This is a genomic window from Aeromicrobium sp. IC_218, from assembly GCF_004336805.1.
GTDB lineage: Bacteria > Actinomycetota > Actinomycetes > Propionibacteriales > Nocardioidaceae > Aeromicrobium.
Map to the genome: position 1 here is coordinate 124,264 of NZ_SJXM01000008.1, position 11,653 is coordinate 135,916.

Genomic DNA, 11,653 nt, shown 5'->3' on the forward strand with positions numbered 1-11,653 from the left:
CGTCCACGTGACCGACACCGCCCCGATCGTGCCCACCGACCGCGAGGTCGCGCGGGCGGTCACGCGCGCCGAGGCGGGCAAGGCGATCGACATGCGCGAGGCCACGGCCCTGCTGGCCGCCCGGGGCGAGCACCTCGAGCGGCTCATGGCCGTGGCCGCGCGGGTCCGCGACGCGGGCCTGGCCGCCGCCGGCCGTCCGGACGTGCTGACGTACTCGCGCAAGGTGTTCATCCCGCTGACCCGGCTGTGCCGCGACCGCTGCCACTACTGCACCTTCGTGACCACGCCCGGGCACCTGCAGCGCGCGGGTGAGTCGCCGTTCCTGACCCCGGACGAGGTGCTGCAGATCGCCCGCGACGGCGCCGCGATGGGCTGCAAGGAGGCGCTGTTCACCCTCGGCGACCGACCCGAGGACCGCTGGCCCGAGGCGCAGCAGTGGCTCGAGGAGGCCGGCTACGAGACGACGCTGGAGTACGTCCGGGCCATGGCGGTGCGGGTGCTGGAGGAGACCGGCCTGCTGCCGCACCTCAACCCCGGCGTCATGAGCTGGGCCGAGATGAACCGGCTCAAGCCGGTCGCCCCGTCCATGGGCATGATGCTCGAGACCACGTCCCGGCGGCTGTTCGAGGAGAAGGGCCAGCCCCACTTCCGCAGCCCCGACAAGGACCCGGCCGTCCGGCTGCGGGTGCTCGAGGACGCCGGACGGCTCAACGTCCCGTTCACCACCGGCGTGCTCCTCGGCATCGGAGAGACCCTGGCCGAGCGCGCAGACGCGCTGTTCGAGCTGCGCCGCGTGCACCGGGCGTACGGCGCGGTGCAGGAGGTCATCGTCCAGAACTTCCGCGCCAAGCCCGACACGGCGATGCGGCACGACGACGACCTGCCGCTCGACGAGTACCTCGCCGCCATCGCCACCGCGCGCGTCGTGCTGGGGCCGCAGGTGCGGGTGCAGGCGCCGCCCAACCTGGTCGACCTGGTCGAGTGCCGTGCCCTGGTGGACGCCGGCATCGACGACTTCGGCGGCATCAGCCCGCTGACGCCCGACCACGTCAATCCCGAGCGTCCGTGGCCGAACGTCGACAAGCTGGCCGCGCTGTGCGCCGACGCCGGGTTCACGCTGCGCGAGCGGCTCACCGCCCACCCGCCCTACCTGGGCCTGCCCTGGCTCGACCCGCGGCTGCAGGCCCACGTGGACGCCCTGCGCGGTCCCGACGGCCTGGCCGACCCGGACGCCCGACCGTCCGGGCTGCCGTGGCAGGAGCCGGACGGCGGCTGGGCCGACGCCGGCCGCACCGACCTGGAGACGACCATCGACACGGTCGGACGCTCGAGCGACCGGCGCGGCGACTTCGACGACGTCTACGGCGACTGGGAGCAGCTGCGCGAGCAGGCCCGCGCCTCCTCGTCCGTGCAGCGCCTCGACACCGACGTCGCCGCCGCGCTGCGGGCCGCCGAGCGCGACCCGGCCGGGCTGTCGCACGAGCACGCCCTGGCGCTCATGACCGCGCCCGAGGGACCCGAGCTCGAGGCGGTGTGCGCGCTCGCCGACGACCTGCGCCGCGACGCCGTCGGCGACGACCTGACCTACGTGGTGAACCGGAACATCAACTTCACCAACGTCTGCTACACCGGCTGCCGCTTCTGCGCGTTCGCCCAGCGCAAGACCGACGCCGACGCCTTCACGCTGTCGCTGGACGAGATCCAGGCCCGCGCGCACGAGGCGGTGGCGTTCGGCGCGACCGAGGTGTGCATGCAGGGCGGCATCGACCCGGAGATGCCGGCCAGCTCGTACTTCGACATCGCGCGGGCCGTGAAGCAGGCCGAGCCGGGTCTGCACATGCACGCGTACAGCCCCATGGAGGTCATGAACGGCGTGGCCCGCACGGGGCTGTCGATCCACGACTGGCTGGTCGCGGCGAAGGAGGCCGGCGTCGACTCGCTGCCCGGCACCGCCGCGGAGATCCTCGACGACGAGGTCCGCTGGGTGCTGACCAAGGGCAAGCTGCCGGCCAGCCAGTGGATCGAGGTCGTCAGCACCGCGCACCGCGTCGGGCTGCCGACGACGGCCACGATGATGTACGGCCACGTCGACCACCCCGGCCACTGGGTCGGCCACCTGCGCACCGTCGCGGACCTGCAGCGCGAGACCGGCGGCTTCACCGAGTTCGTGCCGCTGCCGTTCGTCCACCAGTCCAGCCCGATCTACCTGGCCGGCGTCGCCCGGCCGGGGCCGACGGTGCGCGACAACCGGGCCGTCCACGCGATGGCGCGCATCATGCTCCACGGGCTGGTCGACAACGTCCAGGTCTCGTGGGTGAAGCTCGACCCGCAGGTGCTCGACCAGATCCTGCGCGGCGGCGTCAACGACCTGGGCGGCACGCTCATGGAGGAGACGATCAGCCGCATGGCCGGGTCGACCCAGGGCTCGCGCAAGGACGTCCACGAGCTGGAGCAGATGGCCGCGCGCGTCGGACGTCCCGCGGTGCAGCGCACGACCTCCTACGGTCGCCTCCATCCCGACATCTGAGCGAAACCTGGCGGACCACGGGCCTGGCTACGATGAGAGCGGCGTCACGAGCGCCGTCAGGTTCGTCCCGTCGACCACGACCTCACGGGGGTGACGCAGTGCCCGATGCCGCAGTGCAGTTCACCGCGGTGCTGCCCATCAAGTCGTGGACGCACGCCAAGTCGCGCCTGCACGAGGACCCCATCGTCCGCCACGCCTTCGCCCGGGCCCTGCTCAAGGACACCCTCGCCGCCGTCCTGGACGCCGGCATCGTCGTGCGCACGGTGGTCGTGACGCCCGACGCCGGGGTCGCCGAGTACGCCCGCTTCGTCGGGGCCGAGGTCGTCGCCGACCGCACCCGCGCCCGGGGCGACGCGCTCAACGACGCGGTCGCCCGTGGTGCCGACTGGGCCCGTAAGCGCTTCCCGCGCCGGCCCATCGCCGTCCTGCCCGGCGACCTGCCGGCGCTCACCGGCCCCGACCTCACGAACGTGCTGCGCTCGGCCGCCGACCACGAGCTCGCCTTCTGCCCCGACGCGGCCGGGCACGGCACGACCCTCGTGGTCGCCCGCACCCCCGGTCTGCTGCGCACGGCCTACGGGCCGGACTCCGCGCGCCGGCACCGTGAGCTCGGCGCCGTCGAGATGGCCGACGTCCCCGCCGGGATCCGGCGCGACATCGACGTGCTGGGCGACCTGGCCGGTGCCCGCGAGATCGGCCTGGGCCGCAACACCAGCCAGGTCGTCGAGGACTTCGGCGCCGAGCTGGACGCCTTCGTCCAGCCCACCGGCTAGACCGTGCGGATCCGCTCGCCCGAGCGGTGAGTCTTGGTCACTTCCGGTGGAGCGGCGGTGAGTGGCGGTCACTTCGGCGGGGAGGAGTGACCGTAGGTCACCGCCCGCGGGCGGTGGGCCACAGGTCACGGGTGCGGAGGATCCGGCGCATCGCGAGGTAGACGACGGCGACCATCGGCCCGCCCAGGACGACGAGCACCGCCAGGCCGATGGCCCCGGCCCCGCGGGTCACGAGTGCCACGCGCACGGCGGCGACGACGGCCCAGGCCCAGACCACGGCCGAGACCACGAGGATCACCGTGAGGAAGAGCGTCTCGTCGTCCGTCACGGCGCCAGTCTGCCGGTCCCGTCGCCGCGCTGGGTCCGAATCTCCGTGGGAGACGTCCGTCATGGGCGGCCGTCCCCGGCACGGCTTCGCGCCGGCGAGCCCGGGTGACTCTCACGCCGGAGAGTGACCGCAGGTCACCGCTCGGCGGAGGCTCGCGAGGCTCGCGCGGCTCGGCGGCGGTCCTGGCGGCGCTCCCAGCGCTCGGACCAGAACGTCAGTCGCAGCACCAGGTAGAAGAACGCCACGGGCGGGCCGCCGACCACCGCGGCGACCACGAGACCGATCTCGCCGAGCCCGGGCCGGGCCATCGCCGTCCGGACGGTGTCGACGACGGCCCACAGCCACACCCCGGCCATCGCCGCGAGGAGCAGCAGGCCGGAGGCGTCGACGCCCATCAGCGCCGCAGCTCCCGCGCCAGCGCGATCGCGTCGTCGGCGAGCTGCCGCGTGGTCGCGTCGTCGTCCATGAACAGCGGGACGGAGCGGGTCGCGACACCGGCGGGGGAGAGGCGGTCGACGGCGTCGGCGTCCTGGACGTCCACGAGCCACCCGTCGAGCAGGCCGCCGTCGCGGCGCGAGCCGTAGGTCTCGGCCACCGCCGCAGCGCTGATCTCACGGCCCAGGCCGGTCATGAGCTGGTCGGCCATGCCACGTACCGCGCCGCCGCCGATGATCGGTGAGACCCCGACGACCGGCGCGGACGTCGACCGCAGCGCGTCGGCCAGGCCGGGCACGGCGACGATCGGGCCGATCGAGACGACCGGGTTGGACGGGGCGACGAGCACGACGTCCGCGCCAGCGATCGCCTCGGCGACGCCGGGGGCGGGCGTGGACGACTCGACGCCGTCGTAGGACAGCGCGGTGAACGGGACGCCGGCACGGTGACGGATCCAGTACTCCTGGAAGTGCAGGTGCCGCGGCTCGCCGTCGACGACCGCGTCGAGGTGGGTCTCGACCTCGTCCTCGGTCATCGGCAGCAGGGTGACGCCGGGCCGCCAGCGCTCGCACAGGTGGGCGGTGGCGGCGGTCAGGCCGCGGCCCTCGCGCAGCAGCCGGGTGCGGACGAGGTGGGTGGCGATGTCGCGGTCGCCGAGGCCGAACCAGTCCGGGCCCTCGCCGTACGCGGCCAGGTCCTCCTTGGCGCTCCAGGTCTCGTCCGCGCGGCCCCAGCGGCGCACGGGGTCGATGCCGCCGCCCAGGGTGTACATGAGCGAGTCGAGGTCGGGACAGACCCGCAGGCCGTGCAGCCAGATGTCGTCGGCGGTGTTGGCCACGACGGTGACGTCGGCGTCGGGCGCGGCGGCGACGACGCCCGAGACGAACCGGGCCCCGCCGATGCCGCCGGACAGGATGGTGATGCGCACGCTCAGCTCCTCTGCAGCCGCTTCTCGGCCTGCTTGGGGGTCATGGGGACGCAGCCGTGCGCGACGGCCTCGGCGACGACCGCGGGCTCGTCCTTCATGAGCCGCCAGCCGCGCCGCACCAGCACGTGCGGCGCCTTGCGGCCCTCGCGCAGGTCGCGGAACAGGCGCAGGCAGAAGGTGACCATGCGCGGGCGACGCAGGCAGATCGCCTCCTCCAGCAGGCCGGCCCGGCGGCAGGTGTCGACGATCTGCGGGGCGAACAGGCCCTCGGCGACGAACAGGCCGGTGCTGACGCGCAGGTGCTCGAGGTCGACCCTCCGGCTGGCCGACAGCGAGTAGACCGGGACGTCCGCGGCGCCGGTGGCGCACAGCTCGGCGATCGTGGCCACGGCCTGGTCGGCGTCCCACGAGGCCGGATGGTCCCAGTCGACCAGGCCGAGGTCGGACATCGGCATGCCCGGCTCGTCGAGGTCGCGGTAGAAGTCGTCCAGGCGCAGGGTGGGGACGCCGAGCCGGCGCGCGAGCCGGGACTTGCCCGAGCCCGAGGGTCCGGCGAGGATCACGACGCGACGGGGCACCCGAGCACTCTAGACGCCCGACTACGCTGGCCCGCATGGCACTCGACGTCACCGTGGCCGACATCGCCGGCATGATCGACCACGCGATCCTCAAGCCCGAGCTCACCCGCGAGCAGGTCGACACCGACCTCGACCTCGCGGCGCGCTACCGCATCTTCAGCGTCTGCGTGCGTCCCAGCGACGTCGCGCACGCGGTGGGCCGGCTCGACGGCTCCGGCGTCGCGGTCGGCACCGTCATCGGCTTCCCGCACGGCACGACGTCCACGCAGGCGAAGGTGGCCGAGGCCGAGCAGGCCCTGGCCGACGGCGCGTCCGAGCTCGACATGGTGCTGAACATCGGCCGGCTGCGCAGCGGCCTGCTCGACGACGTGCGCGACGACATCGCCGCCGTGGTCGCGGCCGCGCAGGGCAAGGTCGTCAAGGTCATCTTCGAGACTGCCTACCTCAGCGACGACGAGATCGTCGCCGCCTGCAAGGCCACGGCCGACGCGGGTGCCGACTTCGTCAAGACGTCCACCGGGTTCGCCGGCGGCGGCGCCACGATCGAGCACGTCACGCTCATGCGGCAGAGCTCGCCCGAGCACGTGCAGGTCAAGGCGTCCGGCGGCGTGCGCAGCCTCGACACCCTGCTGGAGATGAAGGCGCTCGGCGTCACCCGCTTCGGCACCAGCGCCACGGCGACGATCCTGGACGAGCTCGGGTCGCGCCTGGCCGGCGGCGAGGCGTCCGCCACCGAGGACGCCTCCAGCTACTGAGTCACCCGAGCCCGGCGCTGCCGCGATCCGGACGCGAAGAGACCACGATCCTCGGGATCGTGGTCTCTTTGCGTCCACGTCGCGGCGGATGCCGCGACGAGGTGAGGCGGCGGGCTAGAGGCCGAGCAGGGACGACAGGTCGGCCTTGATCGCGTCGAGCCGCTCGTCGGCCTCGCGGCGGGCCGCGTCGACGTCGTCGCCGGCCTCGACGACCACCTCGAGGTAGCACTTGAGCTTCGGCTCGGTGCCCGACGGACGCGCGATGACCCGCGCGCCGCCCTCGAGCCCGATGCGGATGCCGTCGGTCGGCGGCAGCCCCTGGTAGCCGTCCTCGAGGTCGTCGACGGACGTCACCGCGAGCCCGCCCAGCGACTCCGGCGGGGACGTGCGCAGGGTCGTCATGGCGTCGCTGATGATCGAGCGGTCCTCGACGCGCACCGACAGCTGCGTGGTGGCGTGCAGGCCGTGCTCGCGGGCGATGTCGTCGAGCAGGTCGAGCAGCGTGCGGCCGTCGGCCTTGAGCGACGCGGCGAGCTCGAGCACGGCCAGCGCCGCCGAGACGCCGTCCTTGTCGCGGGCGATGTGCGGGGCGACGCTGTAGCCCAGCGCCTCCTCGTAGCCGTACGCGAGGTCGTCGATCTTGCCCAGCCACTTGAACCCGGTCAGCGTCTGGCGCCACGGGCGGCCGGCCGCCTCGGCCTGGCGGCCCAGCACCGAGGACGACACGATCGACGCCGCGTAGGTGCCCTCGACGCCGCGGCTGAGCATGTAGTGACCCAGCAGAGAGCCGACCTGGTCACCGGACAGCATCCGGTGGCCGTCGCCGTCGCGGACGCCCACGGCGCAGCGGTCGGCGTCCGGGTCGTTGGCGATGATGACGTCGGCGTCGACCTTCGCGGCCAGCGCGAGCGCGAGGTCCATCGCGCCCGGCTCCTCGGGGTTGGGGAAGGCCACGGTCGGGAACGCCGGGTCGGGGTCGCCCTGCTCGGTGACGACGTGCGGGGCGGGGAAGCCGGCCCGGTCGACCACCTCGAGCAGCGTGTCACGGCCGACGCCGTGCATCGGCGTGTAGACGGCCACGACGTCGCGCGGCCCGTCCTGCGCCAGTGCCACGCACGCCTGGACGTACGCGGCGGCGACGTCGTCGCCCAGCACCGTGTAGTCGGACGAGCGGGGCAGCTCGTCGACGCGTCCGACCCGGTCGATCTCGGCCGAGATGTCGGCGTCGGCGGGCGGGACGATCTGGCTGGAGTCGCCCAGGTAGACCTTGTAGCCGTTGTCGCGCGGCGGGTTGTGCGACGCGGTGACCATGACGCCGGCGCTCACGCCGAGGTGCCGGATGGCGAAGGCCAGCACCGGCGTGGGCAGGTGCGTGGGCAGCAGGTGCGCGCGCACGCCGAGCCCCTGCATGACCTCGGCGGTGTCGCGCGCGAACCGCTCGGAGTTGTAGCGCGCGTCGTATCCGACGACCACGCTCGGGTCGTCCTCGTGCTGCTTCAGGTACGCGGCCAGGCCGGCCGCCGCCTGGGCCACGATGACCCGGTTCATGCGGTTCGGTCCGGCGCCCAGCTCGCCGCGCAGGCCCGCGGTGCCGAACTGGAGCCGCTCGGCGAAGCGGTCCTCGAGGGCGGCGGTGTCGTCGGCGTCCAGCAGCTGCTGCAGCTCGGCGCGGGTCTCCTCGTCCGGGTCCTGGTCGAGCCAGAGCCGGGCGCGGTCGGTGAGCGTGGTCATCGCGGGTCTCCTCAGATGCGCGGAAGGACGTCGGCCAGGAGCGTGCCCATGCGGGTCGCGGCCGCCTGGCCCGCCGCGAGCACCTCCTCGTGGTCGAGCGGCTCGCCCGTGACGCCGGCGGCGGCGTTGGTGACCAGCGAGATGCCGAGCACCTCCAGGCCGGCGGCCCGGGCGGCGATCGCCTCGAGCGCGGTCGACATGCCGACCAGGTCGCCGCCGATCGCGCGGACCATGTTGATCTCGGCCGGCGTCTCGTAGTGGGGGCCGGGGAACTGGACGTAGACGCCCTCGTCGAGGCTCGGGTCGACCTCGCGCACCAGCGCGCGCAGGCGCGAGGAGTACAGGTCGGTGAGGTCGACGAAGTTCGCGCCGACCAGCGGCGACGTGGCCGTGAGGTTGATGTGGTCGCTGATGAGCACCGGGGTGCCGGGCTGCCAGTCGGGGTTGAGCCCGCCGCAGCCGTTGGTCAGCACCACGGTCTTGACGCCGGCGGCGGCCGCGGTGCGGACGCCGTGGACGACGGCGCCGACGCCCTTGCCCTCGTAGAAGTGGGTGCGGCCCAGGAAGACCAGCGCGCGCTTGTCGCCGAGGCGGACCGAGCGGACGGTGCCGCCGTGGCCCTCGACGGCCGGGGCGCTGAAGCCGGGCAGGTCGGCGAGGTGGATCTCGTGCTCGGGCTCGCCCAGCACGTCCGCGGCGGGCAGCCAGCCCGAGCCCATCACGAGGGCGACGTCGTGGTCGGCGCCGTCGGTGAGCTCGCGCAGAGCGTCCGCGGCCTGGTCGGCGATGTCGGAGGTGTTCACGGTCAGACCCTACGGCTCGGCGGAGCGGGCTGCAGCACGCCGTCTGCTCTACCCTGGCCCGATGCCGAAGATCATCGGGGGGTCGCTCGTCGAGCACCGGGCGCAGGTGCGTCGCCGGGTCTTCGAGGCGCTGGTGGAGCTCATGGACGAGCGCTCGTTCGCGGCCGTGACGATGGCCGACCTGGCCGAGCGTGCCGGCGTGGGGCGCACCGCGCTGTACAACCACTTCGCCGACCGCGAGGCCGTCCTCGTCGCCTACGCCGGCGAGGAGACGAGCGCCTACGTGGCCCGGCTGCAGGCCGACCTGGACGCCTCCGACGACCCGGTCGAGCGGCTGCGCGTCTACGTGCGCCACCACCGCGACTTCGCCGAGTCGACCCACCTCGGGTTCGGTCCCGAGGTGATGGGCGTGCTGTCGCGCGAGTCGCTCACCCAGCTGCGCGAGCACGTCCACGACGTCGAGCGGGTGCTGCGCCGCCTGCTCGAGGAGGGACGTGACGCCGGCGTGCTCGACGTCGACGACGTGGGCGAGGCGGTCTCGCTCGTCCACGCCTGCCTGCAGCGCCGCGAGGTCTCGCGCGCGGCGGCCGAGCGGTTCGTGCTCGGCGGCCTCGGCGTCCGCTGACCCGAGCCGACCTCCGGCGCGATCCGGACGCAGAAGCACCACGACCGGGCCGGGTCGTGGTGCTTTCGCGTCCACGTCTCGGCGGGGCCGGGGACGCGGAAGGGCCCCGGGCAACCGCGCCCGGGGCCCTCGTGCGTCAGGTCAGCGCGTGACCTTGATGGTGGTGACGCGGGTCTTCGAACGGGAGTCGAAGCTCTTGTCGCCGTCGTAGGTGACGTAGACCTTCCAGCTGCCCTTCGCGAGCTTGGAGGTCTTGACCGTGGCCTGGCCCTTGCTGTTCAACCGCACCGTGTACGTCTTCGTCGAGCGGCCCTTGACCAGCTGGACCCGGACCTTGCCCGTGGGGCGTCCGGACGTCGCCGAGCGGACGGTCACGCGGGCCGCGCCGGCCTTGCGCGTCGTCGGCTTCCGCGTGACCTTGACCGCCGGCTTGGCGACCGTGGCCTTGCGGACGACGAACGTCGTGGTGGCGGTGGCGGCGGCCTGCTGGCGGTCGCCGGCGTAGGTCACCGTGGCGCGCCACGTGCCGGCCGACAGCACCGGGACGACGACCGAGGCGCGGCCCCGGACGAGCGTGCCGGTCACGGCGCGGCGCTCGGCGCCCTTGGTGAACGTGACGGCGACCTTGCCGGTCGGCTGCACGCCGCCCGCGGTCAGGTCGATCGTCGCGCGGCCGCTGCGGACCGTCGTGGCCGCGAGGCCGAGCGACAGCCGCGGCGCCGCGGTCGCGGCCTTGGCGACCGTGACCTTGGTGGTGCCGGTCGACGGCGCGAAGAACGTCGTCTGGCCGAACGACAGCGTGCCGGTGTGGGTGCCGACCGGCAGGGTGGCCGGCAGCGCGAAGGTCGCCGTGCCGTCCTCGACCGGGGCGGTGAGGGTCGCGCCGACGCCGCTCAGGGTCACGGTGCCCTCGTCCACGGCGCGGGTGGAGCCGACGTCGACGGTCAGCGTCGCCGCCTTGCCGACCGGGGTCGACAGCGCCTTCGCGGTCAGGCTGGTGGCCTGGCGCTTCAGGGTGGAGAAGTCCAGGCCCGCGGGGAGCTCGACGGTCTGCGAGGCGTCCGTGGCCGACTGGCCGTGCGCCTTCTGGGTCGACACGGTCCACGTCTTGGCCGGGTCGAGCGTGGCGACCTTGTCGGCCGGGAGCTTCAGGGTCGTGGTGAACGTGCCGTCCGCCGCGATGGCGTTGACCCAGTTCGTGGCCACGAAGGCCGAGGGGTCGGTGGCCGAGAACGCCGAGCCGAGGCTGACGTAGACGCCCACCCCGCCGGCCATGTAGCCCGTGCCGGAAACCTCGATCTCGAGCGCGTCCGGCGTGCTGACGAGGGTCCGCGCGGTCAGCGACGGCAGCGCCGCGGCGGCGGTGAAGGCCGACGGGGCCTTCTTCGGGTCGCCCGTGGCCGAGCCCGACTTGTAGAAGTGCGCGCGCAGCGACGACGGCAGGGCGCCGAGGAACGACGGGGCGAACGCGGCCCCGTCGATCGGGACGGGGGTACCCGAGCTGTTCGTCGTCAGGCCCAGGTCGGTCGCGGCCTGGCTGCCGGCGGGCAGGACGCCCTCGAACGCGGGCGTGGCGGCGAGCGTCACGTCGGCGTCCTGGGTGCCCCAGGTGGCATCGGCACCGGCGAAGGTGGTCACGACGACGTCCTGGGTGCTGCCGGTGGTCGGGGTGTTGCCGGGCACCTCCCAGGCGACGTCGGCCACGACCCGGCCCGTGCCGTCGGCGGCGAGCACGATCTTGGGGTCGGCGATCTCGATGCTGTACTGCAGCACGTTCGCGGTCGTGATGAACGAGCCCTTGAGCGAGCCGTCGTACTGCACCGAGGCGGTCTTGGTGACCGGGTTGACCCAGCCGCTCTCCTGGGTGAACGTCGCGGACTTCGTGGCCGCGTCGTAGGTGGCGCCGCTGCTCGCGACGAGCGTGTTGTTGTTGAACGACGCCTTCGTGAAGTGGTCGACGACCTGCGTCGACACGTTCCAGCTCAGGGCGGGGTCGCCCACGGCGGCCTGCGCGGTGCCGGGGGTGACGGCCAGGGTCGCCGCGGCGAGGGCCGTGGCGAGGAGGCCGGACACCGTCCGGCGCCGGGCCTGGGTGGCCCGGGACAGCAACGTGCTGCTCATCGTGTTCCTTTCGGGGAGTGGCGCGGTCACGCCGTGGGGGGAAGGGCTA

11 protein-coding genes are annotated in these 11,653 nt (G+C 73.7%); 4 read left to right on the forward strand and 7 right to left on the reverse strand.

The annotated features are described in order from the left end of the window. The first annotated feature begins 7 nt into the window (after window positions 1-7). Together E0W78_RS11045 and cofC are read left to right on the forward strand one after the other, a co-directional pair. A complete protein-coding gene (locus E0W78_RS11045; protein ID WP_131404003.1) occupies window positions 8-2,527 on the forward strand; it encodes a bifunctional FO biosynthesis protein CofGH in 2,520 nt (839 codons plus the stop codon). Between the two features lie 98 nt (window positions 2,528-2,625). After that, a complete protein-coding gene (cofC, locus tag E0W78_RS11050) occupies window positions 2,626-3,300 on the forward strand; it encodes a 2-phospho-L-lactate guanylyltransferase (RefSeq protein ID WP_165570480.1) in 675 nt (224 codons plus the stop codon). 97 nt (window positions 3,301-3,397) lie between these two features. Here the strand turns inward: cofC and E0W78_RS11055 are convergent, their stop codons facing one another. From E0W78_RS11055 to E0W78_RS11070, 4 genes are all read right to left on the reverse strand, one after another. Further along, window positions 3,398-3,628, reverse strand: a complete 231-nt coding sequence (locus E0W78_RS11055) for a hypothetical protein (RefSeq protein ID WP_131404005.1) — start codon at window positions 3,626-3,628, stop codon at window positions 3,398-3,400. Between the two features lie 134 nt (window positions 3,629-3,762). Then, a complete protein-coding gene (locus tag E0W78_RS11060; protein WP_131404006.1) occupies window positions 3,763-4,023 on the reverse strand; it encodes a hypothetical protein in 261 nt (86 codons plus the stop codon). Then, complete coding sequence (cofD, locus tag E0W78_RS11065) at window positions 4,023-4,991, reverse strand: 2-phospho-L-lactate transferase (RefSeq protein WP_131404007.1); 969 nt, start codon at window positions 4,989-4,991, stop codon at window positions 4,023-4,025. Before cofD ends, E0W78_RS11060 begins: the two co-directional genes overlap by 1 nt. Before the next feature lie 2 nt (window positions 4,992-4,993). Continuing rightward, window positions 4,994-5,569: an ATP-binding protein gene (locus E0W78_RS11070; protein ID WP_131404008.1), complete on the reverse strand. Its 576-nt coding sequence runs from the start codon at window positions 5,567-5,569 to the stop codon at window positions 4,994-4,996. A gap of 35 nt (window positions 5,570-5,604) precedes the next feature. Between E0W78_RS11070 and deoC the strand changes: the two genes are divergently transcribed. After that, window positions 5,605-6,324 carry a deoxyribose-phosphate aldolase gene (gene deoC, locus E0W78_RS11075; protein WP_131404009.1) on the forward strand — a complete coding sequence of 240 codons (720 nt, stop codon included), beginning with the start codon at window positions 5,605-5,607 and terminating at the stop codon, window positions 6,322-6,324. Window positions 6,325-6,438: 114 nt separating this feature from the next. Here deoC and E0W78_RS11080 read toward each other — a convergent pair whose 3' ends face one another. Together E0W78_RS11080 and E0W78_RS11085 are read right to left on the reverse strand one after the other, a co-directional pair. Next, window positions 6,439-8,055: a phospho-sugar mutase gene (locus E0W78_RS11080; protein WP_131404010.1), complete on the reverse strand. Its 1,617-nt coding sequence runs from the start codon at window positions 8,053-8,055 to the stop codon at window positions 6,439-6,441. Window positions 8,056-8,066: 11 nt separating this feature from the next. Beyond that, window positions 8,067-8,843 (reverse strand): purine-nucleoside phosphorylase, encoded by a 777-nt coding sequence (locus tag E0W78_RS11085; protein WP_242686320.1) that lies wholly within the window; start codon window positions 8,841-8,843, stop codon window positions 8,067-8,069. Between the two features lie 76 nt (window positions 8,844-8,919). Here E0W78_RS11085 and E0W78_RS11090 point away from each other — a divergent pair, with 76 nt between their 5' ends. After that, window positions 8,920-9,483 carry a TetR/AcrR family transcriptional regulator gene (locus tag E0W78_RS11090; protein ID WP_131404012.1) on the forward strand — a complete coding sequence of 188 codons (564 nt, stop codon included), beginning with the start codon at window positions 8,920-8,922 and terminating at the stop codon, window positions 9,481-9,483. Window positions 9,484-9,624: 141 nt separating this feature from the next. Here E0W78_RS11090 and E0W78_RS11095 read toward each other — a convergent pair whose 3' ends face one another. Next, window positions 9,625-11,604, reverse strand: coding sequence for an Ig-like domain repeat protein (locus E0W78_RS11095; RefSeq protein ID WP_131404013.1), 1,980 nt, complete (start codon window positions 11,602-11,604; stop codon window positions 9,625-9,627). Window positions 11,605-11,653: the final 49 nt, after the last annotated feature.